This window comes from Streptomyces sp. NPDC026246 (assembly GCF_055567995.1).
The window spans coordinates 613,667-637,498 of sequence record NZ_JBVHPJ010000003.1 but is presented as its reverse complement, the minus strand read 5'-3'; the positions used below and the strand labels follow the sequence as shown (position 1 = coordinate 637,498).

The window sequence follows — 23,832 nt, the reverse complement described above, 5'->3', positions numbered from 1 at the left end:
GGCCGCCCGTTCCCGTGAGCCGAGGTCCGGCCACGCCTCCCGGAGCGCCCCGGGGCCCGGCCGTCACGCCGTCTCCCGGAAGGCCGCCGCCTCCTCCAGGTCCAGCCTGCGCAGCAGGGTCCGCAGCATCTCGTCGTCGATGTAGCGGCCGTCGCGGAGCTTGACGAACACCTCGCGCTCGGCGCTGATCATCTCCCGCGACAGCCGCCGGTAGGTGTCGTCCACGGACTCCCCGGTGATCGGGTTCGCCTGCCCGAGGCGCTCCCAGACAGCGTTGCGGCGGCGTTCCAGGACCGTGCGCAGACGTTCGGCGAGCGGACCGGGCAGGGCGTTGCGCTCGTCGGCGAGGAGGTCGTTCAGGCGGCGCTCGGCCGCCCGGGAGGCCTGCGCCTGGGCGTTGGCCTCGGCGAGGGTCTCGGCCTGGGCGTCCCGTCCGGGGAACTTCAGCAGACGGATCAGCGGGGGCAGGGTCAGGCCCTGCACGACGAGGGTCCCGATGACGGTGGTGAAGGTCAGGAAGAGGATCAGGTTGCGCTGCGGGAAGGGTTCCTCGCCGTCGTGCAGCGTGAGCGGGATGGAGAAGGCGATGGCCAGCGACACCACGCCCCGCATCCCGGCCCAGCCGACCACGAAGGGCGCCTTCCAGGTGAGTTTCTCCTCCCGTTCGCGGATCCGGGCCGACAGCAGCGGCGGCAGGAAGGCCGAGGGGTACACCCACACGAACCGGGTGGCGACCACCACCAGGAAGACCGCGACCGCGTACCAGGCCGCCTCGGAGCCCGCGTACTCCCCCAGTCCGCGCAGGACGATCGGCAGTTGCAGGCCGATCAGCGCGAACACCGCCGACTCCAGGACGAAGGCGACCATCTTCCAGACGGCGTCCTCCTGCAGGCGCGTGGCGAAGTCGACCTCCCACGCGCGGTGCCCGAGGTAGAGCGCGACGACCACGACAGCCAGGACACCGGAGGCGTGCACCTGCTCGGCGACGGCGTAGGCGACGAACGGGGTGAGCAGGGACAGGGTGTTCTGCAGCAGCGCTTCCTTCACGTGGGTGCGCAGCCAGTGGATCGGCGCCATCAGCACGAGTCCGACCACGACACCGCCCACGGCGGCGAGCAGGAACTCGCCGATGCCCCCGGCCCAGGTCGCGCCCTCGCCGACGGCGGCCGCGAGGGCGACCCGGTAGGCGGTGATGGCGGTGGCGTCGTTCAGCAGGGACTCGCCCTGGAGGATCGTGGTGATCCGGGACGGCAGTCCCACCCGGCGGGCCACCGCCGTCGCCGCGACCGCGTCCGGGGGTGCGACGACCGCGCCGAAGACCAGGGCGGCCGTCAGCGGCATGTTCGGCACGATCACGTACAGGGCCCAGCCGACGACGAACGTCGCGAACAGCACGTAGCCGACGGACAGCATCGCCACCGGCCGCAGCTGTGCCCGCAGGTCGAGGTAGGAGCTGTCACTGGCCGCCGTGTGCAGCAGCGGGGGCAGGATGAGCGGCAGCACGACGTGGGGGTCGAGCGTGTAGTCCGGCACCCCCGGGATGTAGCTCACCGCCAGTCCGGCCGCCACCAGCAGCAGCGGCGCCGGCACCGGTGTGCGCCGCGCGGCCGCGGCGATCGCGGCACTGCCCGCCACCAGGAGCAGCAGTGGCATCACGTCCATCGATCTCGCCCGCCCTCTTTTTCCACGCGGTCTTCGGCCCGACCGTCGTAACCTGGCAATCATGAAACAGTGCACGCACGCCGACGCGCTGCCGCACCCCGAACCGGGTCCGCTCACCGAGACCTGTCCGGAGTGCCTGGCGGAGGGCACGGATCCGGTGCAGCTGAGGCTGTGCCTCAGTTGTGGTCACGTCGGCTGCTGCGATTCCTCGCCGGGGCGGCACGCGGCGCGGCACCACAAGGAGTCCGGCCATCCCGTGATGCGGACCCATGAGCCCGGGGAGGCGTGGCGGTGGTGCTTCGTCGACCATGTTCTGGTGTGACGCCGCAGGACCCCGCCGCAGGACGGTTCGACCGTCTGACGTCTGGGTACGTCAACCCGGCGCACGCTCTTCCCATTTGGGCCCGCCCGACCCCTAGACACGGAGCGTATCCACAGGTTTACTGTGAGTGACGACAAGGGGTTGGGGTCCCGGGGACAGGACCGTTCAGAGCGCGATAGCGTCACCGCTGAACCACGTAGCGCGTTACCCCCGGGGGGCGACCCTCGGGCCCTATAACGCTTGTACCACCATGGAGGTGAGGGTGTCCCAGATCGCAGGCGAGCCCGCGACCCAGGACTTCGTAGAAGTCCGGCTGCCGGCCGCGGGGGCCTACCTGTCGGTGCTGCGTACGGCCACGGCCGGTCTCGCGGCCCGTTTGGACTTCACCCTCGACGAGATCGAGGACCTGCGCATCGCGGTGGACGAGGCCTGCGCGATCCTGCTGCAGCAGGCCGTGCCCGGCTCGGTGCTCAGTTGCGTCTTCCGCCTCGTCGACGACTCACTCGAGGTCACCGTCTCGGCGCCGACCACGGACGGGCACGCCCCTTCGCGGGACACCTTCGCCTGGACCGTCCTGTCCGCCCTCGCGGGCAAGGTCTCCTCTGCCGTGGACAAGGACAGAACCGTTTCGATCAGCCTCTACAAACAGCGCGGCGCGGGACCCGGGCCGGCGTGAGGAACGGGGACGGGCCGGTGCGGGACGAAGAGCGCAGCACACGAGAGCTGCCGGCCGAGGGCACGGGCACGAGCGGTCCGAGCGGAGCCCGGCGTATGGCGGACGGTATCGACGGCATTCCCGAGCAGGCCCGCCCGCACCCGGAGGACGACGCCGCGGGGGCCGTCCTCCCGGGCGGTGCGAGGCCGGAGCGGGACAGCGCCGTGCGGAGCGCGCCTCCGGGCGGGGAGGTCACCGCACCCCCGGCCCAGGGGGGTCCCGCCACCCACGAGGAGTCGAGGGTGGCGGAGGGGGCGAGGGCTCGGGGAAGGGCGACGGGCGGGACGATGAGCGAGCACGAGCGACACTCCGAGGACGAGACGCCGAACGCGCACCGCACTCAGGGCGCGCACCACGCGTCCCCGGACCGCAGCGGGGCACGCGAGATGTTCCTGAAGCTGCGCACCCTGAGCAGCGGCAGCCCGGAGTACGCGGAGCTGCGCAACCAGCTGGTCCGCATGCACCTGCCGCTGGTGGAGCACCTGGCCCGGCGCTTCCGCAACCGGGGCGAGCCGCTGGACGACCTCACTCAGGTCGCCACCATCGGCCTGATCAAGTCGGTCGACCGTTTCGACCCGGACCGCGGGGTGGAGTTCTCCACGTACGCGACCCCGACGGTCGTCGGCGAGATCAAGCGGCACTTCCGCGACAAGGGCTGGGCGGTGCGCGTCCCGCGCCGGCTGCAGGAACTGCGCCTGTCGCTGACGACGGCGACGGCCGAGCTGTCGCAGCTGCACGGCCGCTCCCCCACGGTCCACGAGCTCGCCGAGAAGCTGGCGATCTCGGAGGAGGAGGTCCTGGAGGGCCTGGAGTCGGCCAACGCCTACTCCACGCTGTCCCTGGACGTCCCCGACACGGACGACGAGTCGCCGGCGGTCGCGGACACCCTCGGCGCGGAGGACGAGGCGCTGGAGGGCGTCGAGTACCGGGAGTCACTCAAGCCGCTGCTGGAGGACCTCCCGCCGCGCGAGAAGCGGATCCTGCTGCTGCGCTTCTTCGGGAACATGACCCAGTCGCAGATCGCGCAGGAGGTCGGCATCTCGCAGATGCACGTCTCCCGGCTGCTGGCGCGCACCCTGGCCCAGCTGCGGGAGAAGCTCCTCGTCGAGGAGTGACGGCTACCGCTCGCCGGTGTTTCCGGGCCCGCGGATCCCGAGGGCCCGGGTGGTCTCGGGGTTCACGAGCAGCACGAGCGCCGCGACGGCGACGACGGCCAGGGCGATCCCGCCCGGGATGGCCATGCTGTCGGCCTGCAACAGGTTGTAGGCCACCGGCAGCGCGAGGAGCTGTGTGATGACGGCGGGTCCGCGGCTCCAGCTGCGGCGGGCCAGCAGTCCGCGCGCGGCGAGCAGCGGCAGCAGCGCCAGCACGACCAGGGTGATCCCACCGGTCACGGCCTGCTGCCGGTCGTCCGGGTGCCCGCTCAGTCCGAGGACGAGGATCCAGACGCCGCCGACGACCAGCGCGAGCCCTTCCAGTGCCGCCAGCAGCGCGGCGTAGGTGAGCCGCCGCGGGCGGGGGCCGGTGGTTTCCTCGGTGGTGGGGGTCTGCTCACTGCTCACCCCTGAAGGGTAGCCCTGGGCGTACGCGCCCCCCGCGGCCAGGTTCACCTCCGCTCTCTTACCTGATCCCCACCTCGGTCTGGGCCAGGTACCACCCAGTAGGTACGCTGCCAGTCATGCGTGCACTTCTCGTGGTCAATCCGGCGGCAACCACCACAAGTGCGCGCACACGCGACGTACTGATCCACGCGCTCGCCAGCGAGATGAAGCTGGAGGCGGTCACCACCGAGTACCGCGGCCACGCCCGTGACCTCGGGCGGCACGCGGCCCAGAGCGACGACATCGACCTGGTGGTGGCCCTCGGCGGCGACGGCACGGTCAACGAGGTGGTCAACGGCCTCCTGCACGCGGGCCCCAACCCCGGGCACCTCCCCGGCCTGGCCGTGGTCCCGGGCGGTTCCACGAACGTCTTCGCCCGCGCCCTGGGGCTGCCCAATGACGCGGTGGAGGCCACCGGCGCCCTGCTGGACGCCCTGCGCGAGGGCAGGGAGCGGACGGTCGGCCTCGGTCTGACCTCCGGCACGGCCGGCACGGAGGACGAGTCGGTGCCGTCCCGCTGGTTCACCTTCAACGCCGGGCTCGGTTTCGACGCCGGCGTGGTGGGGCGGGTGGAGCAGCACCGCGAACGGGGCCGCAAGTCCACGCACGCGCTGTACGTGCGCCAGGTGGTGCGCCAGCTCCTGGGTGAGCCGAACCGCCGGCACGGCACGATCACGCTGGAGCGGGCGGGCGAGGAACCGATCACCGATCTGGTCCTGTCCATAGCCTCGAACACCTCGCCGTGGACGTTTCTGGGGAATCGCCCGATCTACGCGGCGCCTAAGGCCTCGTTCGATACCGGCCTCGACGTCTTCGCACTCAGCCGCCTCTCCACCGCGGCGGTTGCCCGGTATGGCACCCAGTTGCTCACTTCGTCCCCCGAGCGCGGCCCCCATGGGAAGCACGCCACTTCCTTGCACGACTTGACACAGTTCACCTTGCATTCGAAGGTCCCGCTCCCCCTCCAGATGGACGGCGACCACCTGGGACTGCGAACCAGCGTGACGTTCACAGGCGTACGCCGTGCACTGCGTGTGATTGTGTGAGCAGAACTGGCTAAAGTCCTTTCACTCGAACGTTTAGGCCAGGATCCACCCCATGGAAGTACGGCTGTGACCTAGTCGACACCGAAGAATCAAAAAAAACTTTCCGGAAGGGGTTGTATCCGTCGCCGAGGTTTGCGAGTCTCTACGTGGCGATCGGGACGGCCCGCAGGATCGGCCTCCACTGATCACCAGAATCCCTCATCAACTCACAGGACCCACGCCAGGGAACCTGGCAGTCGGCCCTTCACTTGTTGAGGGATTCGTGAAAGCGTTCACATTCACAAGCACCTGCACGTAATACCAAGGAGAGGTAGCAGCCATGGACTGGCGTCACAACGCCGTTTGCCGCGAGGAAGACCCCGAGCTCTTCTTCCCCATCGGCAACACCGGTCCTGCGCTGCTGCAGATCGAGGAAGCCAAGGCCGTCTGCCGTCGCTGCCCGGTGATCGAGCAGTGTCTGCAGTGGGCGCTCGAGTCCGGCCAGGACTCCGGCGTCTGGGGTGGTCTCAGCGAGGACGAGCGCCGCGCGATGAAGCGCCGCGCCGCTCGCAACCGGGCTCGTCAGGCTTCCGCCTGACAACGCACCCCTGCTGACAGCCTGAGCTTGGCGGCGCGTACACCGCGTACGCATCTCCCGCCCCCGAGCCGCAGCGCGCAGTTCCCCCGATGCGCTTAGTCAAGCGACAACGAGCTTTAGCCCCGGGCCAGTTGACGGCCCGGGGCTCAATGCTTTTCCGGGGCCCGTCACGGAAGTCGCGGCGCCCTTCCTTCTTGGGGGCCCTTCTTCGGGGACCCTTCCTCGTGGGCTCTTCCTCGGGGGATCTTCCACGTGGGATCTGACACGTGGGATCTGACACGTGGGCTTTCGCAACTCCGTTAGCTTCTAAGGGAATTGCCGGCCGGCTCCTTCCCATGCGGCTCGGATTGCCGGAAGCCGGCCGCTGCGCGCTACTTCTCGCCGCGCACCGGGATGTCCAGGATCACCCGGGTCCCGTGCTGCGGGGCCGGGACCATGTCGAAGGTGCCGCCCAGTTCGCCCTCCACCAGCGTGCGCACGATCTGCAGGCCCAGATTGCCGGCCGTGTGCGGGTCGAAGCCCTCCGGGAGTCCGACCCCGTCGTCCTGGACCGTGACCAGCAGACGGGCTTCCTTGGTGGTGCCGCCGCGGACCGCCGACACCTCGACCGTGCCGGTGTCGCCCTCGCGGAAGCCGTGCTCCAGCGCGTTCTGCAACACCTCGGTCAGCACCATGGACAGCGGCGTGGCGACCTCGGCGTCGAGGATGCCGAAGCGGCCGGTGCGCCGGCCGGCGACCTTGCCGGGCGAGATCTCCGCCACCATGGCGAGGACCCGGTCGGCGATGTCGTCGAACTCCACGCGCTCGTCCAGGTTCTGGGACAGCGTCTCGTGCACGATCGCGATCGATCCGACGCGCCGCACCGCCTCCTCCAGGGCCTCACGCCCGCCGTCGGACTCGATGCGCCGGGCCTGGAGGCGGAGCAGGGCGGCGACGGTCTGGAGGTTGTTCTTGACCCGGTGGTGGATCTCCCGGATGGTCGCGTCCTTGGTGATCAGCTCGCGTTCGCGTCGGCGCAGTTCGGTGACGTCGCGCAGGAGCACGAGGGAACCGATGCGGGTGCCCTTGGGCTTGAGGGGGATCGCGCGGAACTGGATGACCCCGTCGCTGGCCTCGATCTCGAACTCGCGCGGTGCCCAGCCGCTGGCGACCTTCGCCAGCGCCTCGTCCACCGGGCCCCGGGTCGGGGCGAGTTCGGCGGTCGTGCGGCCGAGGTGCTGGCCGACGAGGTCGGAGGCGAGGCCGAGCCGGTGGTAGGCGGACAGCGCGTTCGGGGAGGCGTACTGGACGAGGCCGTCGGCGTCGAGACGGATCAGCCCGTCGCCCACGCGGGGCGAGGCGTCCATGTCGAGCTGCTGGTTCGCGAACGGGAAGGAACCCGCCGCGATCATCTGAGCGAGGTCCGAGGCACTCTGCAGGTAGGTCAGTTCGAGGCGGCTCGGCGTGCGCACGGTGAGCAGGTTGGTGTTGCGGGCGATGACCCCGAGGACGCGGCCCTCCCGCCGCACGGGGATCGACTCGACCCGGACGGGGACCTCCTCGCGCCACTCCGGGTCGCCTTCCCGCACGATGCGGCCCTCGTCCAGGGCGGCGTCCAGCATGGGACGGCGACCGCGCGGGACGAGGTGGCCGACCATGTCGTCCTGGTAGGAGGTCGGTCCGGTGTTGGGCCGCATCTGGGCGACCGACACGTACCGGGTGCCGTCGCTGGTGGGGACCCACAGGACCAGGTCGGCGAAGGAGAGGTCGGAGAGCAGCTGCCACTCCGAGACCAGCAGATGGAGCCACTCGAGATCGGTGTCGTCGAGTGCGGTGTGCTGGCGTACGAGTTCGTTCATGGAGGGCACGGGTGCGAGCGTACCCGGGGGTTTGTACGGCACTGAAACACCCGCGGGCCGCGGCGCCTGGGAGGGACCCTCAACCCTCCCGGCACCGCAGCCCGGAGCAATATCGGCCGTGGGGTGTGCGGTCCCGGTCGGCCGAGAATGAGGAGCCGGGGCAGTCAGGGCAGAGAGCCTCGGATCCTCGGTCCGCCTTCCTGTGCGGGGAAGACGGATGCTGGCTGCGCGCTGTGACACGCGTTCTCGTCACGCATTGTGGACTAGACCACTCGCGGGTGTCCATGCGTGCGAGGCTGTTCGTTGCTGTCTTTTTCTCCGACGTGCCGGGCGCGCCGGCGCCCAGCAGGCAGCCTAACCCGTGTGGGTTCCTGTGCGGGGCCACACGGTCATGGCAATTTCCGCGACGGCTTCCAGTTCCTCCCGGCTCGCCCCGTCCCGCGCCTGTTGTGACATGCCCTGGATCATGGCGCCGGTGTGGCGGGCCAGGGAGGCGGCGTCGGTGTCCGCGGGCAGCACGCCGACGGCGACATCGGCGCGGATGCGGCGCTCGAAAGCGGCGATGTTGGCGTTGCGGCGTTCGCGCAACGACTGTTCGACCTCGGGGGTGGAGCAGTTGGCGGCGGCATGGATGACGAGGCAGCCGTGCGGATGACCCGGTTCCGTGTACGCGGTGGCGGCCTCGCGCAGGGTACGTCCGGCGGCGGCGCGAGCGGTCGGCTCCTCGGCGAGGGCCCGGTCGGCGAAGGAGCCGTACCGCACGCCGTAGACCTGGACGACCTCGTCGAAGAGGGACCTCTTGTCACCGAAGGCCGCGTAGAGGCTCGGCGCGCCGATGTCCATGACGCGGGTGAGGTCGGAGACGGAGGTGGCTTCGTAGCCGTGCTCCCAGAAGGCCAGGAGAGCCTTCTCCAGAGCGGTTTCGCGGTCGAAGGAGCGGGGGCGCCCTCGCGGTTTGCCCTTCTTGCGGCTGCCCGCGGCGGCGCCCGGCGCCTCCGGCTTCTCCGGCTTCTTCGGCTCCGCCGACTGCTCCGGCTTTTTCGACTGCGCCGAGTCCGCCGACTCCGCCGACTCGGTCGACTCCTTCGGTGATGCCTGGTCGTTCACCATGGCGTGCATTTTATAGCGGGCACTAGAGAAATGTCTGCGGGCTGTTGTACGGTCATTTCTGTAGCGACCGCTAGGGAATTACGGAGGGGGAGCGTCATGGGCGTGCTCACGGGCAGGACGGCACTCGTCACGGGGGCGAGCAGGGGGATCGGTCGGGGCATCGCCGAGCGGCTGGCCCGCGACGGGGCGCGCGTCGCAGTGCACTACGGCAGGAACGAGACGGCGGCCGAGGAGACGGTCGCGGCGATCGAGAAGGAGGGCGGCACGGCGTTCGCACTGGGCGCGCTGCTGGGAGTACCGGGGGACGCCGAAGCGCTGTGGCACGAGTTCGACCGGCACGCGGACGGCCTGGACATCCTGGTGAACAACGCGGGGATCGGCCACACCCGCCCCATCGAGCAGTTGGAGGAGCGGGAGTTCGACGCGGTGTTCGCGGTGAACGTGAAGGCGCCGTTCTTCCTCCTCAAGCACGGCATGTCCCGGCTGCGGGACGGCGGCCGCGTCGTCAACGTCTCGTCAGGGCTGGCGCGGACGGCGGTGATGCCGGACAACATGGCGTACGCCATGACCAAGGGCGCGCTGGACGTCCTCTCCCGGGACCTGTCCAAGGTGCTGGGGCCTCGGGGCATCACGGTGAACTCGGTGGCGCCGGGAATCATCGACACCGACAACACGGCCCCGCTGCTGAGCAGCCCCGGCGGCCGGCGGCAGGCCGAGGCGATATCGGCGCTGGGCGGCGTGGGCGAGCCGGCCGAGGTGGCGGACGTGGTGGCGTTCCTGGTCTCGGACGCCGGGCGCTGGGTGACGGGAAGCTGGGTGGACGTGACAGGGGGATCACTGACGTAGCTGTGCCACGGATACGCGCCCGGGCCTCGCGGAGCCGCTTCTGCTGGATGTACCCCGAGGTCATCGCAGGTGCGCCCACGGACATCACAGCTGTGTGCCGTGGCCGTCCCTGCGGACAGGGTCTTCACTGGACAGGACAGGGCGGCACTCCGCAGCCGCTGCTCAGTGAGCGGACCCGCACGGGCGGCGGGGGCGTCACGGCCGGCTGACCCGCCACGGCCGGCGGAGGCGCCGCCCACACCATCGCCGGAGCCGTTCCCCGCCCGGCCACCTGCCCTGCACCCGGCGGCCGCCTCACCGCGCAGGGGCGTCCGCCACCCTGGGAGGGAGGCTCCAGCTCTGTTAGATTGGTCTAAACCACACGACCCTCCCCCGGGTCACCCTCCCAGTCGAGCATCCCTCTCAGATCGGCAGGCCCAGCGTGGAAGTTGTCATCGTCCCGGACGCCAGGGCGGGCGGCGAGCTCATCGCCGAGGCCATGGCGCAGCTGCTCCGGCGCAAGCCCGACGCCCTGCTGGGCGTGGCCACCGGCTCGACGCCGTTGCCGGTGTACGAGGCGCTGGCCGGCAAGGTGCGCTCCGGTGCCGTGGACGTGACCCGGGCGCGCATCGCCCAGCTCGACGAGTACGTGGGACTGCCCGCCGACCACCCGGAGTCCTACCGGTCGGTGCTGCGACGCGAGGTGCTGGAGCCGCTGGGGATCGGCATGGAGCAGTTCACCGGCCCGGACGGTACGGCGGAGGACGTGCAGGGGGCGTGCGAGGCCTACGACAAGGTGCTCGCGGAGGCCGGCGGTGTGGACCTCCAGTTGCTGGGGATCGGGACCGACGGGCACATAGGGTTCAACGAGCCGTGCTCCTCGCTGGCCTCCCGGACGCGCATCAAGACACTGACCGAGCAGACCCGGGTCGACAACGCGCGCTTCTTCGACGGGGACATCGACCAGGTCCCGCACCACGTGATCACGCAGGGCATCGGCACCATCCTGGAGGCCCGGCACCTGGTCCTGCTGGCGACGGGTGAGGGCAAGGCCGACGCGGTGGCGGCGACGGTGGAAGGGCCGGTCGCGGCGGTGTGCCCCGCGTCCGCGCTGCAGCTCCACCCGCACGCGACGGTGGTCGTCGACGAGGCCGCGGCGTCGAAGCTGAAGCTGGCGGACTACTTCCGCCACACGTACGCCAACAAGCCGGAGTGGCAGGGCATCTGAGGCCCCGGGCCTGGCAGCTGACAGTTCACAGGGCAGGCAGGGGCGGCCCCGCCCGGTGCCCGACGGCAGATCCCGGGGCGGCGCCGGGCGCCCCCGCCGGCCGGCGCCGCCAACTCTCCCCCCAATGCCCCGGAACTCAGGGCTGCGCCACCTCGTCGTCGCCCGGCTCGTCCTGCGCGCGCCAGCCGGCCACCCACAGGGGCATCAGCCAGTGCACGACGAGAACGGTGATGAGCAGGGGCGCGGCGTAGGCCTTGGGGGCGTCGCCGTCGAGGCCACCGCTGATCAGCAGGGCGGCCGCACCGGCGAGCAGGAGCAGGGTCGTCGCGCGGTGGGCCAGGGCCAGGACCCGGGTGCGCTCGGCGGACTGACGCTCGTCGAGAGCGCGTTCGCGCAGTTCCAGCAGGCCCCGGGTGGCGGCGTTGATCACGCCGGTGGCGACCATCCAGGGGAGGAACAGCACCGCCGTCACGGCCGCCGGCCACAGCGGCTCGCCCTCGACGAGGAAGAAGACGGTCAGCAGCCCGCCGATGGCCGCGGTCAGGGTGATGTGCGCGGCGACGGCCAGGCGGCGGCGCGCCGCGGTGGCGTACCAGGCCGCTCCGCGGCGGTCGTTCATCAGCCGCAGCATGGTCCGGTCGTAGCGGGTCAGGCGTGTCGTCGTGATCGCCGGTTCCGTCATGGCTGGTTCCTCCCGTAGACCTCGTCCGTGAGCGGCCGGAACGGTTCGAGGGAGAACAGGGCCTCGACCGGGAGCCCGAAGAACGCGGAGATCTTCAGCGCCAGGTCGAGGCTCGGGTTGTACTGCCCCCGCTCGATGTAGCCGATGGTCTGGTAGTGGGCCCCCACTGCCTCGGCCAGGCTCTGGCGCGACACCTTCCGTTCGGCGCGCACCACGGCCAACCTGTTGTGCACCTGCTCGCTCATGTATAAGAAGTACTACATTCGTCAGCAGCCCTGCAACCACGTGGCCTGGCGTCACTGCCCTCCCGGAGCGGGTCTAGTGGCTCGTGGCCCCGGCGATCACCTCGGCCGCCGCCCGGCCGCAGACGCGGGCCGCGCCGTGGGTGGCGATGTGCAGCGCGCCGCGTGGGGCGGCCTGCGGGACGCCCATCTCGACGACGACGGTGTCCGGGCGGGCCGACAGCAGGACGTCGAGGGCACCGGCCATCCAGGGATGGCGGTGCTCGTCGCGGACGACGGCGACGATGCGGCGCGTCCCGGCGGCCTGGAGTGCGGCCCGGCCCGCGTGGTGCCCGGCCTCTCCCCCGTCGGCGTCGGCGGTGAAGCTGCCGGTGACGGTGCCGGGCAGGAGGTGGATCAGTTCGGCGGCGACGCCCCACGGCGTCTCGTCGCCGACGGCGATGTTGGCGACGGGGGTGAAGGCCGCGACGTAGGGGGGTTCAGTGAGGGGTTCCAAGGTCGCGGGGTCGCCGAGACCGGGCGCGGCGGTCAGCGTCAGGGCACGGCGGGCGGCGTGCAGGCCGACCTCGGCGCCGTGGGCGCTGTCGGGCGAGCGGTCGGCCGTGCCGGTCCAGCGGGCCAGGGCGCGGACGCGTTCGGCCGCGTCGGCCAGGCGGTCCTCGGGAAGTTCGCCGGTGCGCACGGCCGAGACCAGGGCGTCGCGCAGCCGCAGCACGGTGGCGTCGTCGGCCAGGCCGCCTCCCACGCAGATCGCGTCGGCGCCCGCGGCGATGGCGAGGACGCTGCCGCGTTCGATGCCGTAGGTGCCGGCGATGGCCTGCATCTCCATGCCGTCGGTGACGATCAGGCCGTCGTAGCCGAGTTCGCCGCGGAGCAGGCCGGTGAGGATGCGGCGGGAGAGGGTGGCCGGACGCTCGGGGTCCAGGGCGGGGACGAGGATGTGGGCGCTCATGACGGCGCGGCTGCCGGCGGCGATGGCGGCGCGGAAGGGGGCCAGTTCCCGTTCGGCCAGGACCTCGGCGGAGACGTCGATGCGCGGCAGGGCGTGGTGGGAGTCGACGGCGGTGTCGCCGTGGCCCGGGAAGTGCTTGGTGCAGGCGGCGACGCCGGCGGACTGCAGGCCGGTGACGTAGGCGGCGGTGTGCCGGGCGGCCAGGGCCGTGTCGGCGCCGAAGGAGCGGACGCCGATCACGGGGTTGCGGGGGTCGGAGTTGACGTCGGCGGAGGGTGCCCAGTTGAGGTTGACGCCGCAGGCGGCGAGGCGGCGGCCCAGTTCGTGGGCGACCTGCCGGGTCAGCTCCACGTCGTCGACCGCGCCGAGGGCGTGGTTGCCGGGGAAGGAGGAGCCGTTGCGCACCTCCAGCCGGGTCACGTCGCCGCCCTCCTCGTCGATGGCGACGAGGACGTCGTCGCGCTCGGCCCGCAGCTGGGCGGTGAGGGCGGCGAGTTGGCCGGGTGAGGCGATGTTGCGGCCGAAGAGTCCGACGGAGGCGAGCCCTTCACCGAGCCGGCGCAGCAGCCAGTCGGGAGCGGTGGTGCCGGTGAAGCCGGGCTGGAGCACGGTCAGCGCGTCGCGGGTGAGTGTGTCGGTGCCGCTGGCGAGTGTCGTCATCGGGTGAGGTCATCCCTTCACGGCGCCCGCGGTCAGGCCCGCGGCCATCTTGCGCTGGACGAGGAGGAAGAGGGCGACGATCGGCACGGCCATCATCGTGGCTCCGGCCATCATCGGCGCGTATTCGGTGCCGTGCTTGGTGGTGAAGTTGCCGAGCCAGACGGTCGCGGTCTGGTTCTTCTGGCTGAGGAGCATCAGGGCGTAGAGGTACTCGTTCCAGGCCTGGATGAAACCGTAGACCGAGGTGGCGACCATCCCGGGGGCCAGCAGCGGGAAGACCACCCGCAGGAAGGCGCTGGTGCGGGAGCAGCCGTCGACCATGGCGGCCTCCTCCAGCTCCTTGGGGATGTTGACGATGAAGCCGCGCAGCGTCCAGACCGTGAAGGGCAGGACGAAGGTCAGGTAGGTGATGATGATGCCGGTGAGCCTGTCGTACTGACCCAGGTCGTTCAGGAGCAGGAACACCGGGATGATCATGGCGACCAGCGGGACCATCTGGACCGCGAGGATGCCGACGATCACGATCTTGCGGCCCCGGAAGGCGAAGCGGGAGATGGCGAGGGCGGCCAGCAGACCGACGGCCATGCCGATGACGACGACCGCCAGGGACACCACGAGGCTGCGGCCCACCGGGCCCCAGAAGTCGGCGATGTCCAGCGCCCGGCCGAAGTTGTCGAAGGTCAGGCCGGTCGGGAGCAGGCTGGGGTCGGGGTCGATGGCGTCCTTGGCCGGCTTGAACGCCGTGTTGAGCATCCAGTAGAGGGGGAAGCCCGCGACGAGGAAGACCAGCAGGCCGAGGAGGTTCCAGCCGAGCCGCGGGTTCCTGCGGCGGCGGGTTCCGGCGAGCGTGCTCATTCGACCTCTCCGATCTTCAGCATCTGCCGCATGTAGACGGCGACGACGCCGAGCAGCAGCAGGACGGTGATCAGCGCGATGGCCGAGCCCTGGGCATAGTCGTTGACGACGAAGGCCCGGTCGTAGGAGTAGGTGTTGAGGACCTGGAACTCCGGCTCGGGGTGGCCGTTGCGCATGACGAACACCTGGGGGAAGACGCCCATGTCCCAGATGACCGACAGGGTCGTGAGCATCACGATGATCGGCTTCAGGACGGGCAGGGTGACGAAGCGGAAGACGCCCCAGGAACTGGCACCGTCCAGGCGGGCTGCCTCCTCCAGTTCCTTGGGTACCTGGGTGAGGCCGGCGCTGAGGGTGATGACCACGAAGGGCACGGCGCCCCAGATGACCAGCAGCATGATCACGGCGAGGCCCTCGGGTCCGCTGGCGAACCAGTTGTGGCCGATCATGTCGACGCCCGGCAGCTTGCTGAGCAGCGCGTTGAAGACGCCGTAGTCGGAGTCGAAGAGCCATTTGAAGACGGTGGTCGCCACGATGACCGGCATGCCCCAGCTGGCCACCAGCACGATGTTGATGAGCACCTTCAGCCAGCCGGAGACCCGCTGCAGCAGCAGGGCGAGCCCCATGCCGATGACCATGGTGAAGACGACGGCGCCGGCCGCGAAGACGATCGTGCGTCCGACGACGGCCCAGAACTCGCCGTCGCCCAGCACCTTGGCGAAGTTGTCGAGGCCGACCGACTCCGCGGGCTGGAAGCCCCACAGCTGCGACTGGCCGAACTTCTGGAAGGACAGGGTGACCAGGCGGGCCAGCGGATAGCCCATGACCAGGGCCAGGATGACCAGGCAGGGCGCGAGCAGCAGCCAGGGTGCGGCGGCCCCGCCCGAGGTGCGCCGGCCGCGTGGACGACGCGCCTGCGGTGGCGGCATGGGCACCTGCCGCGGTGGCGGCACCTTGGCGGGAATGTGGGTGTCTGCGGCACTCATCGCGCGCTCCTCGGCGGTCCCTCAGGTCTGACGAACGGCGGGGCTCCGCTGCCGGGAGCCCCGCCCGTGGGTCTGTCGTCCGGGTCGCGCCGCAGACGCGGGGAGGCACCGTGGCGTGATTCGACCCGGACGACAGACCCGCAGGTCACTTGGTGTTGATGACCTTGTCGATCTTGGCGTCCGCCTCCTTGGCGGCGGCCTCGACGGACTTCTTGCCGGTGCCGATGCTCTGCAGCATCGTCTGCAGGACCTGCGCCTTCTCGACCTGGCCCCAGCCGGGGGCCATGGGGACGAACCAGCTGGACTCGGCCGCGGTGGCGGGCACGGCGGTCTTCGGGTCGTTCTTCAGCGTCGCGAGGTCCGTCTTGTTGTTGGGCAGGTTGCCCTTGGCCATCAGGCCCTTCTGACCGGAGGAGCCGGTGAACGCGTTGATCCACTCGGCCGCCAGGGCCTGGGCGTCGGACTTCACCGGGACGGCGAGGTCGGAGCCGCCCAGGAAGACGGGCATGTTCTTGCCGGAGGGGCCGGGCATCACGAAGTTCTCGAGGTTGCCCTTGAGCTTGCCGGTCTTGTCGTTCTTCGGGTCCTCGGCGGTCGCGCCCTCCCAGGCCGCCGCGAAGATCATGGCGGACTTGCCCTGGCCGTAGACGATGTAGCGGTCGGACTCGTCCTTGGTCTTGTCGCCGTGCATGTACTCGTCGACGACGTTCTTGAACTCCTTGAGGCCCTTGATCGACTCGGGCGAGGAGAGGGAGGCCTTCCACTGGCCGCCCGACTCGGTGGCGATGGCGCCGCCGGCGTCGTAGACGAAGGACATGGCCGCGTACCAGTCGCGGGTGGGCTGGTACCAGGCGTTGAACTTGTCGCCCTGCTTCTTCTGGATCTTGTCCAGGGCGTCGGTCAGCTCGTCGTAGGTCTTGGGAGGCGTCTTCAGGCCGGCCGAGGCGGCCACGTCCTTGCGCCAGTTGGCGACGCGGCCACCGGCGTAGTAGGGGACGCCGTAGGTCTTGCCCTCGTAGGTCACCGAGGCCTTCAGGCCGTCCAGCCAGGCGTCCGAGTTGTCGAACTTGCCCTGGTCGAGGGGGGCGAAGGCGCCCTTGACCATGTAGCCGAGCATCTCGGTGTTGCCCATCTCGACCACGTCGGGGGCCTTGTCGGTGGCGAGGACGGCGTCGAGCTTGGCGTTCTTGTCGGGCCAGCCGTAGTACTCGTGGTTGATCTTGACGCCGGGGTGCTTCTTCTTCACCGCGGCGTCGGCGGCCTTCACCAGCTCCGGCCAGTTGTTCTGGGCGTCGACCGTGAGCCAGACCGTCAGTTCCTTGGCGTCCGCGCCCTTGTCGGAGCCCCCGTCACCCTCGCCCCCGCACGCCGCGATGGAGACCATCATGCCCGCGATACCGATCGCGGATATCAGCTTGCGCTTCACGCCACCCTCCTCAGGGATGCCACAACCCCCCTGCTCCCCGCGGTGAGACGTGGGGCGCCAGGAACTGGACCAATGGTGTAGACCAGTACGGGGAGCTTGGACCAGACCAGCAGGCCTGTCAAGGGTCGCGAGATGGCCCTGACCAGCCGTTATGCGACCTACATATGCAGGAACCTTTAAGTAAGAAGCCAGCGAAAACCCTGATGGACACGGCATACTGCGGGTAGACCACAGCGATGGCTGGACTAGACCAAAAGAGGCGCCGACGGTATACAAGTGGGATCGTGTCGGCGGACCGAGCCGGGAAGGCGGAGCATGAGCACCGACGTCAGCAGTGCGGAGAACGAGACGGGGGCACCCGTCCGTACCGCGCGCGTGCCCAAGTACTACCGCCTGAAGAAGCACCTGCTCGACATGACCGAGACCCAGGCGCCCGGTACCCCGGTGCCGCCCGAGCGCACCCTGGCGGCGGAGTTCGACACCTCGCGCACCACCGTGCGCCAGGCGCTGCAGGAACTCGTGGTCGAGGGCCGGCTGGAACGCATCCAGGGCAAGGGCACGTTCGTCGCCAAGCCGAAGGTCTCGCAGGCGCTGCAGCTCACCTCGTACACCGAGGACATGCGCGCACAGGGCCTGGAGCCCACGTCGCAGCTGCTGGACATCGGCTACATCACCGCCGACGACCGGCTCGCCGGTCTGCTCGACATCACCCCGGGCGGACGGGTGCTGCGCATCGAGCGGCTGCGCATGGCCAACGGTGAGCCGATGGCCATCGAGACCACCCACCTGAGCGCCAAGCGCTTCCCCGCGCTGCGCCGGTCGCTGGCCAAGTACACCTCCCTCTACACCGCGCTCGCCGAGGTCTACGACGTCCACCTCGCGGAGGCCGAGGAGACCATCGAGACGTCGCTGGCGACCCCGCGCGAGGCCGGACTGCTCGGCACGGACGTCGGCCTGCCCATGCTGATGCTGTCCCGGCACTCCCTGGACCGGGACGGCCAGCCGGTGGAGTGGGTGCGCTCGGTGTACCGCGGCGACCGGTACAAGTTCGTGGCCCGTCTCAAGCGGCCCCAGGACTGACGCGGCGGCTGCCGGATCCCCGGTTTCTTTTGGGTACCGCATTGCGGACGAGGGGTTCCGCTTGCGCCGCACCCTGACCTAGATTGCCTGCGCAATTGCACAGGTGATCACTGAGGGGACGGAGCCGCCTGATGTCGCAAGCCCCAGAATCCAGTAGAGGTCCGGTGGTGACGCCCGTGCGCGTCGTCATCGGCCTCTGCCTCGTCGCACCCTTCGTGGCCATGCTGTGGGTCGGCTCGTACGCGAAGACCGACCCGGCCTTCATCGGGATCCCGTTCTTCTACTGGTACCAGATGGCGTGGGTGCTGATCTCCACCGCGCTGACGATGATCGCCTACAGACTGTGGCAGCGTGACCAGCGTTCCCGCTCGGCAGCGAAGGGCGGTGCGTCGCGGTGAAGGACGGCGTGAACGGCGTCGCACTCGCCGTCTTCATCTTCTTCTTCCTGCTCGTCACGGTCATGGGCTTCCTGGCCGCGCGCTGGCGCAAGGCCGAGAACGAGCACAGCCTGGACGAGTGGGGCCTGGGCGGCCGCTCGTTCGGCACCTGGGTCACCTGGTTCCTGCTCGGCGGCGACCTGTACACGGCCTACACGTTCGTCGCGGTACCCGCGGCGATCTACGCGGCCGGCGCGGCCGGCTTCTTCGCCGTGCCGTACACGATCCTGGTGTACCCGCTGATCTTCACCTTCCTGCCCCGCCTGTGGTCGGTCTCCCACAAGCACGGGTACGTCACGACCTCCGACTTCGTGCGCGGCCGGTTCGGCTCGAAGGGCCTGTCGCTCGCGGTGGCCGTGACCGGCATCCTGGCGACCATGCCGTACATCGCGCTCCAGCTGGTCGGCATCCAGGCCGTGCTGGACGTGATGGGCGTCGGCGGAGGCGAGGACACCAACTGGTTCATCAAGGACCTGCCGCTGCTGATCGCGTTCGGCGTGCTGGCGGCGTACACGTACTCCTCGGGCCTGCGGGCGCCGGCGCTGATCGCGTTCGTGAAGGACACCCTGATCTACCTCGTCATCGCGGTGGCGATCATCTACATCCCGATCAAGCTGGGCGGCTTCGACGAGATCTTCGCCAAGGCCGGCGAGGCGTACAGCCAGACCAACCCGGCCACGGGCGCGCCGCGCGGTGCGCTGACGCCGCCGGAGGCGGGCCAGTGGACGTACGCCACACTGGCGCTGGGCTCCGCGCTGGCGCTGTTCATGTACCCGCACTCGATCACGGCGACGCTGTCCTCGAAGAGCCGTGAGGTGATCCGCCGCAACACCACGATCCTGCCGCTGTACTCGCTGATGCTGGGCCTGCTCGCGCTGCTCGGCTTCATGGCGATCGCGGCCGGCATCAAGGTGCAGAACGGGCAGCTGGCGATCCCGCAGCTGTTCGAGACGATGTTCCCGGACTGGTTCGCCGGTGTGGCGTTCGCGGCGATCGGCATCGGCGCGCTGGTGCCCGCGGCCATCATGTCCATCGCGGCCGCGAACCTGTTCACCCGCAACATCTACAAGGACTTCATCAAGCCGGACGCCACCCCCGCGCAGGAGACCAAGGTCTCCAAGCTGGTCTCGCTGCTGGTGAAGGTGGGCGCGCTGGTCTTCGTCCTCACCATGGACAAGACGGTCGCCATCAACTTCCAGCTGCTGGGCGGCATCTGGATCCTGCAGACCTTCCCGGCCCTGGTCGGCGGCCTGTTCACCCGCTGGTTCCACCGCTGGGCCCTGCTCGCGGGCTGGGCGGTCGGCATGGTCTACGGCACGCTCGCCGCCTACGGCGTGGCCTCCCCGACGCAGAAGCACTTCGGCGGCTCGTCGAAGGAGATCCCCGGCATCGGCGAGATCGGCTACATCGGCCTCACGGCGTTCGTGCTGAACGTCGTCGTGACGGTCGTCCTGACCTTCGTCCTGAGGGCGGTGAAGGCCCCCGACGGCGTCGACGAGACCAGGCCGGAGGACTACACGGCCGACGCGGGCGACCCGGGGGTCCAGGTGGAGCTTCCGCCGGCCACCGCCGGTTCCTCGCACTGAGCAAAAGGGCGCGGCACGCCGCGACCACCGGCAGCGGGCCGTCGTGACCAGGCGTCACGGCGGCCCGCTGTCCTGTGAAGCCGACGCTCTGACCCCATCGCGACACTACATCTGGGGGTGCCACCCGAGCCCGGCACAAGATGTATGCTCATGCTCGCTGTCGCCGCAGGGGAATCCGGTGCGAATCCGGAACTGTCCCGCAACGGTGTACCCCATGCCCCTCTGCGCGCATGGTGGTCAGTCCGAGGACCTGCCGACAGTGCACCCGGCCGCCGGCCGGTGTGCCCTGACGTCCGGGCCTCGTGGAATGGGCCGGTGGACGCGTGACGCCGTTGCGTCCGTGTGCTGCCCCCTGCCCTCGGCGAGGCTCCGTGCCGAGCGAGGGAGAGCCCCCGTGACCATCGCGCCAGCGGGTCCGGTCGCAGCCGCCGAACAGGAGCAGGACGCTCCCGGTGCCGCGCTGCTGCGGACCCTGACCGAACTGACCGCCGACCTTCCCGACGCCGACCCCGGCCGGGTCGCCGCCGCCGCGCTGCGCGGCCGGTCCGCGCAGGCGGACGAGCGGGAGCTGCGGGACCTGGCGACGGAGTCGGCGGCGGGCCTCATCTCGGAGGACCCGGCCTACTCCCGGCTGGCCGCCCGCCTGCTGACCATCGGCATCCGCGAGGAGGCCGCCTCGCAGGGGGTCACGTCCTTCACCGGGTCCGTCGCGGTCGGTCACCGCGAGGGGCTCATCGCCGACCGCACCGCCGCGTTCGCCGAGCTGCACGCGGACCGGCTCGACGCGCTGGTCGACAGCGCCGCCGACGACCGCTTCGGCTACTTCGGCCTGCGCACGCTGTACAGCCGCTACCTGCTGCGGCACCCGATCACCCGCAGGGTGATCGAGACGCCCCAGTACTTCCTGCTGCGCGTGGCGAGCGGCCTCGCCGAGGACGACTCCGCCCGCGCGGTGGACGAGGTCGCGGCGCTCTACGGGCTCATGAGCCGCCTCGACTACCTGCCCTCCTCCCCCACCCTGTTCAACTCCGGCACCCGGCACCCCCAGATGTCGTCCTGCTACCTGCTCGACTCCCCCCAGGACGAGCTGGACTCGATCTACGACCGCTACCACCAGGTCGCACGCCTGTCGAAGCACGCGGGCGGCATCGGCCTGGCCTACTCCCGCATCCGCGCCCGGGGTTCGCTGATCCGCGGCACCAACGGCCACTCCAACGGCATCGTCCCGTTCCTGAAGACCCTCGACGCCTCGGTCGCCGCCGTGAACCAGGGCGGCCGCCGCAAGGGAGCCGCCGCGGTCTACCTGGAGACCTGGCACGCGGACATCGAGGAGTTCCTGGAGCTGCGGGACAACACCGGCGAGGACGCCCGGCGCACCCACAACCTCAACCTGGCGCACTGGATCCCGGACGAGTTCATGCGCCGCGTGAACACCGACGCGCAGTGGTCGCTGTTCTCCCCCTCGGACGTGCCCGAGCTGGTCGACCTGTGGGGCGAGGAGTTCGACACCGCCTACCGCAGGGCGGAGGCCGCGGGACTGGCCAGGAGGACCCTGCCCGCCCGTGAGCTGTACGGCCGCATGATGCGCACCCTCGCGCAGACCGGCAACGGCTGGATGACCTTCAAGGACGCCGCCAACCGCACCGCCAACCAGACGGCCGAGCCCGGCCACGTCGTGCACTCCTCCAACCTCTGCACGGAGATCCTGGAGGTCACCGACGACGGGGAGACGGCGGTCTGCAACCTCGGCTCGGTGAACCTCGGCGCCTTCGTGACCGGCGGGGACATCGACTGGGAGCGCCTGGACGAGACCGTCCGCACCGCGGTCACCTTCCTCGACCGGGTCGTCGACATCAACTTCTACCCGACCGAGCAGGCGGGCCGCTCCAACGCCCGCTGGCGCCCGGTCGGCCTCGGCGCGATGGGCCTGCAGGACGTCTTCTTCCAGCTGCGCCTGCCCTTCGACTCCCCCGAGGCCAAGGCCCTGTCGACCCGGATCGCCGAGCGCATCATGCTCGCCGCGTACGAGGCGTCGGCCGATCTCGCCGAGCGCAGCGGCCCGCTCCCCGCCTGGGAGAAGACCCGCACCGCCCGGGGTGTCCTGCACCCCGACCACTACGACGTGGCCCGGACGTGGCCCGAGCGCTGGGCCGCCCTGCGCGCGCGCATCGCCACGACCGGCCTGCGCAACTCCCTGCTCCTCGCCATCGCGCCCACGGCCACCATCGCCTCGATCGCGGGCGTGTACGAGTGCATCGAGCCGCAGGTGTCCAACCTGTTCAAGCGGGAGACGCTGTCGGGCGAGTTCCTCCAGGTGAACTCCTACCTGGTGGACGAGCTCAAGCGGCTCGGCGTGTGGGACGCCCGCACCCGGGAGGCCCTGCGCGAGGCGAACGGCTCGGTGCAGGACTTCGCCTGGATCCCCGAGGACGTGCGCGACCTCTACCGCACGGCCTGGGAGATCCCGCAGCGCGGCCTGATCGACATGGCGGCGGCCAGGACCCCGTTCCTGGACCAGTCCCAGTCCCTGAACCTGTTCCTGGAGACGCCGACCATCGGCAAGCTCTCCTCGATGTACGCCTACGCCTGGAAGTCCGGGCTGAAGACCACGTACTACCTGCGCTCGCGCCCGGCGACCCGCATCGCCCGCGCCGCCCGCGCCGCCGTCCCCGCCCAGGCCACCGCCGCCCCGGACCCCGAAGCGGTCGCCTGCTCCCTGGAAAACCCCGAGTCCTGCGAGGCCTGCCAGTAATGAGCACCACCCAGAACCTGCTCGACCCCGGCTTCGAGCTGACCCTGCGCCCCATGCGCTACCCGGACTTCTACGAGCGCTACCGGGACGCCATCAAGAACACCTGGACCGTGGAGGAGGTCGACCTCCACTCCGACGTCGCCGACCTCGCCAAGCTCTCCCCCGCGGAGCAGCACCTCATCGGCCGGCTGGTGGCCTTCTTCGCGACCGGCGACTCGATCGTCGCGAACAACCTGGTGCTGACGCTGTACAAGCACATCAACTCCCCCGAGGCGCGGCTCTACTTGAGCCGTCAGCTGTTCGAGGAGGCCGTGCACGTCCAGTTCTATCTGACGCTGCTCGACACGTACCTGCCCGACCCGGAGGACCGCGCGGCGGCCTTCGCGGCCGTGGAGAACATCCCGTCCATCCGCGAGAAGGCGGAGTTCTGCTTCACGTGGATCGACTCCGTGGACAAGCTGGACCGGCTGGAGTCACAAGCGGACCGGCGCCGCTTCCTGCTCAACCTCATCTGCTTCGCCGCGTGCATCGAGGGCCTGTTCTTCTACGGGGCCTTCGCCTACGTCTACTGGTTCCGCAGCCGTGGCCTGCTGCACGGGCTGGCGACCGGCACCAACTGGGTGTTCCGCGACGAGACGATGCACATGTCGTTCGCGTTCGACGTGGTCGACACCGTCCGCAAGGAGGAGCCGGAGCTGTTCGACGACCGGCTGCGGCAGGAGGTGACGGACATGCTCCGGGAGGCCGTCGAGGCCGAGCTGCAGTTCGCGCGCGACCTGTGCGGTGACGGCCTGCCGGGCATGAACACCGAGTCGATGCGGCAGTACCTGGAGTGCGTCGCCGACCAGCGGCTGACCCGCCTGGGCTTCGCGCCGGTGTACGGCTCCGAGAACCCCTTCTCCTTCATGGAGCTCCAGGGGGTTCAGGAGCTGACCAACTTCTTCGAGCGGCGGCCCTCGGCGTACCAGGTGGCGGTGGAGGGCACCGTCGACCTGGACGAGGACTTCTGAGCCGGAGCGTTCGCGCGGGCCTCCTGGGCCTCCCGGATCCGCCGGTCGATGCGCCGGTCGTGCACCAGGCCGATCACGGACGGGAGGACCAGGAGGACCAGCGTCCCGAGTACGAAGATCATGGCGATGAGTGTCTGTGTCTGGTTCGTGTCCATGGACACCACTGTCCCGCCTGATGCTCCTTACCGTCAGTGGCAGTACTGCCGTGAACCCTCGAATTACTGCCACCGGCGAGGCACA

Annotated in this window: 23 protein-coding genes and 1 riboswitch; of the genes, 12 read left to right on the top strand and 11 right to left on the bottom strand. The window is 70.1% G+C overall.

The genetic code is table 11. From position 1 onward, the window contains the following. Positions 1 to 63: 63 nt before the first annotated feature. Positions 64 to 1,662 (bottom strand): Na+/H+ antiporter, encoded by a 1,599-nt coding sequence (locus ACZ4M5_RS11100; RefSeq protein ID WP_467735263.1) that lies wholly within the window; start codon positions 1,660 to 1,662, stop codon positions 64 to 66. A gap of 61 nt (positions 1,663 to 1,723) precedes the next feature. Between ACZ4M5_RS11100 and ACZ4M5_RS11095 the strand changes: the two genes are divergently transcribed. From ACZ4M5_RS11095 to ACZ4M5_RS11085, 3 genes are all read left to right on the top strand, one after another. Next, the gene (locus ACZ4M5_RS11095) at positions 1,724 to 1,984 is read left to right on the top strand and encodes a UBP-type zinc finger domain-containing protein (protein WP_369193758.1); all 261 of its coding nucleotides are present in this window, start codon (positions 1,724 to 1,726) and stop codon (positions 1,982 to 1,984) included. A 262-nt stretch (positions 1,985 to 2,246) separates the two neighbouring features. Further along, the gene (locus tag ACZ4M5_RS11090) at positions 2,247 to 2,660 is read left to right on the top strand and encodes an ATP-binding protein (protein ID WP_361198141.1); all 414 of its coding nucleotides are present in this window, start codon (positions 2,247 to 2,249) and stop codon (positions 2,658 to 2,660) included. A 17-nt stretch (positions 2,661 to 2,677) separates the two neighbouring features. Then, positions 2,678 to 3,814 (top strand): RNA polymerase sigma factor SigF, encoded by a 1,137-nt coding sequence (locus tag ACZ4M5_RS11085; RefSeq protein WP_467735260.1) that lies wholly within the window; start codon positions 2,678 to 2,680, stop codon positions 3,812 to 3,814. A gap of 3 nt (positions 3,815 to 3,817) precedes the next feature. On the opposite strand, the gene ACZ4M5_RS11080 is transcribed toward ACZ4M5_RS11085, so the two are convergent. Continuing rightward, a complete protein-coding gene (locus ACZ4M5_RS11080; RefSeq protein WP_467735258.1) occupies positions 3,818 to 4,261 on the bottom strand; it encodes a hypothetical protein in 444 nt (147 codons plus the stop codon). 116 nt (positions 4,262 to 4,377) lie between these two features. On the opposite strand from ACZ4M5_RS11080, the gene ACZ4M5_RS11075 reads away from it, so the two are divergent. Beyond that, on the top strand, positions 4,378 to 5,346 hold the full coding sequence (locus ACZ4M5_RS11075) for a diacylglycerol/lipid kinase family protein (RefSeq protein WP_467735256.1): 969 nt from the start codon (positions 4,378 to 4,380) through the stop codon (positions 5,344 to 5,346). Between the two features lie 319 nt (positions 5,347 to 5,665). Beyond that, complete coding sequence (locus ACZ4M5_RS11070) at positions 5,666 to 5,923, top strand: WhiB family transcriptional regulator (RefSeq protein ID WP_003992873.1); 258 nt, start codon at positions 5,666 to 5,668, stop codon at positions 5,921 to 5,923. A gap of 371 nt (positions 5,924 to 6,294) precedes the next feature. Here ACZ4M5_RS11070 and ACZ4M5_RS11065 read toward each other — a convergent pair whose 3' ends face one another. Together ACZ4M5_RS11065 and ACZ4M5_RS11060 are read right to left on the bottom strand one after the other, a co-directional pair. Then, positions 6,295 to 7,761 carry a sensor histidine kinase gene (locus tag ACZ4M5_RS11065; RefSeq protein ID WP_467735572.1) on the bottom strand — a complete coding sequence of 489 codons (1,467 nt, stop codon included), beginning with the start codon at positions 7,759 to 7,761 and terminating at the stop codon, positions 6,295 to 6,297. Between the two features lie 354 nt (positions 7,762 to 8,115). Continuing rightward, positions 8,116 to 8,871 carry a TetR/AcrR family transcriptional regulator gene (locus ACZ4M5_RS11060; protein WP_467735254.1) on the bottom strand — a complete coding sequence of 252 codons (756 nt, stop codon included), beginning with the start codon at positions 8,869 to 8,871 and terminating at the stop codon, positions 8,116 to 8,118. 96 nt (positions 8,872 to 8,967) lie between these two features. On the opposite strand from ACZ4M5_RS11060, the gene ACZ4M5_RS11055 reads away from it, so the two are divergent. Both ACZ4M5_RS11055 and nagB read left to right on the top strand, forming a co-directional pair. Further along, entirely contained in the window at positions 8,968 to 9,717 is a 750-nt protein-coding gene (locus ACZ4M5_RS11055) for an SDR family NAD(P)-dependent oxidoreductase (protein ID WP_467735252.1), read from the top strand. A 421-nt stretch (positions 9,718 to 10,138) separates the two neighbouring features. Continuing rightward, positions 10,139 to 10,924 carry a glucosamine-6-phosphate deaminase gene (nagB, locus tag ACZ4M5_RS11050; protein ID WP_467735250.1) on the top strand — a complete coding sequence of 262 codons (786 nt, stop codon included), beginning with the start codon at positions 10,139 to 10,141 and terminating at the stop codon, positions 10,922 to 10,924. Positions 10,925 to 11,060: 136 nt separating this feature from the next. Here the strand turns inward: nagB and ACZ4M5_RS11045 are convergent, their stop codons facing one another. The 6 genes from ACZ4M5_RS11045 to ACZ4M5_RS11020 form a co-directional block, all read right to left on the bottom strand. Continuing rightward, entirely contained in the window at positions 11,061 to 11,606 is a 546-nt protein-coding gene (locus ACZ4M5_RS11045) for a hypothetical protein (RefSeq protein WP_467735248.1), read from the bottom strand. Further along, positions 11,603 to 11,851 (bottom strand): helix-turn-helix transcriptional regulator, encoded by a 249-nt coding sequence (locus ACZ4M5_RS11040; RefSeq protein ID WP_369193766.1) that lies wholly within the window; start codon positions 11,849 to 11,851, stop codon positions 11,603 to 11,605. The genes ACZ4M5_RS11045 and ACZ4M5_RS11040 overlap by 4 nt, the downstream gene beginning before the upstream one ends. A 73-nt stretch (positions 11,852 to 11,924) precedes the next feature. Beyond that, on the bottom strand, positions 11,925 to 13,460 hold the full coding sequence (locus ACZ4M5_RS11035) for a glycoside hydrolase family 3 protein (RefSeq protein ID WP_467735245.1): 1,536 nt from the start codon (positions 13,458 to 13,460) through the stop codon (positions 11,925 to 11,927). A gap of 9 nt (positions 13,461 to 13,469) precedes the next feature. Next, on the bottom strand, positions 13,470 to 14,315 hold the full coding sequence (locus ACZ4M5_RS11030) for a carbohydrate ABC transporter permease (RefSeq protein ID WP_467735243.1): 846 nt from the start codon (positions 14,313 to 14,315) through the stop codon (positions 13,470 to 13,472). Continuing rightward, complete coding sequence (locus ACZ4M5_RS11025) at positions 14,312 to 15,301, bottom strand: carbohydrate ABC transporter permease (protein ID WP_467735241.1); 990 nt, start codon at positions 15,299 to 15,301, stop codon at positions 14,312 to 14,314. The genes ACZ4M5_RS11030 and ACZ4M5_RS11025 overlap by 4 nt, the downstream gene beginning before the upstream one ends. Before the next feature lie 145 nt (positions 15,302 to 15,446). Then, the gene (locus ACZ4M5_RS11020; protein WP_467735239.1) at positions 15,447 to 16,727 is read right to left on the bottom strand and encodes an extracellular solute-binding protein; all 1,281 of its coding nucleotides are present in this window, start codon (positions 16,725 to 16,727) and stop codon (positions 15,447 to 15,449) included. 315 nt (positions 16,728 to 17,042) lie between these two features. Between ACZ4M5_RS11020 and ACZ4M5_RS11015 the strand changes: the two genes are divergently transcribed. The 5 genes from ACZ4M5_RS11015 (at position 17,043) to ACZ4M5_RS10995 (ending at position 23,592) form a co-directional block, all read left to right on the top strand. Further along, on the top strand, positions 17,043 to 17,807 hold the full coding sequence (locus tag ACZ4M5_RS11015; protein ID WP_398106621.1) for a GntR family transcriptional regulator: 765 nt from the start codon (positions 17,043 to 17,045) through the stop codon (positions 17,805 to 17,807). A 131-nt stretch (positions 17,808 to 17,938) separates the two neighbouring features. Continuing rightward, positions 17,939 to 18,205, top strand: coding sequence for a DUF3311 domain-containing protein (locus ACZ4M5_RS11010; protein ID WP_467735236.1), 267 nt, complete (start codon positions 17,939 to 17,941; stop codon positions 18,203 to 18,205). Then, positions 18,202 to 19,830 carry a monocarboxylate uptake permease MctP gene (mctP, locus tag ACZ4M5_RS11005; protein WP_467735234.1) on the top strand — a complete coding sequence of 543 codons (1,629 nt, stop codon included), beginning with the start codon at positions 18,202 to 18,204 and terminating at the stop codon, positions 19,828 to 19,830. The genes ACZ4M5_RS11010 and mctP overlap by 4 nt, the downstream gene beginning before the upstream one ends. 144 nt (positions 19,831 to 19,974) lie before the next feature. Next, a riboswitch (cobalamin riboswitch) is annotated at positions 19,975 to 20,102 on the top strand. Between the two features lie 122 nt (positions 20,103 to 20,224). Continuing rightward, complete coding sequence (locus tag ACZ4M5_RS11000) at positions 20,225 to 22,582, top strand: ribonucleoside-diphosphate reductase subunit alpha (protein ID WP_467735232.1); 2,358 nt, start codon at positions 20,225 to 20,227, stop codon at positions 22,580 to 22,582. Continuing rightward, complete coding sequence (locus ACZ4M5_RS10995) at positions 22,582 to 23,592, top strand: ribonucleotide-diphosphate reductase subunit beta (RefSeq protein WP_467735230.1); 1,011 nt, start codon at positions 22,582 to 22,584, stop codon at positions 23,590 to 23,592. Before ACZ4M5_RS11000 ends, ACZ4M5_RS10995 begins: the two co-directional genes overlap by 1 nt. Here ACZ4M5_RS10995 and ACZ4M5_RS10990 read toward each other — a convergent pair. After that, the gene (locus ACZ4M5_RS10990) at positions 23,505 to 23,747 is read right to left on the bottom strand and encodes a hypothetical protein (protein ID WP_467735228.1); all 243 of its coding nucleotides are present in this window, start codon (positions 23,745 to 23,747) and stop codon (positions 23,505 to 23,507) included. The two genes, ACZ4M5_RS10995 and ACZ4M5_RS10990, sit on opposite strands and share 88 nt — an antisense overlap. Positions 23,748 to 23,832 lie beyond the last annotated feature (85 nt).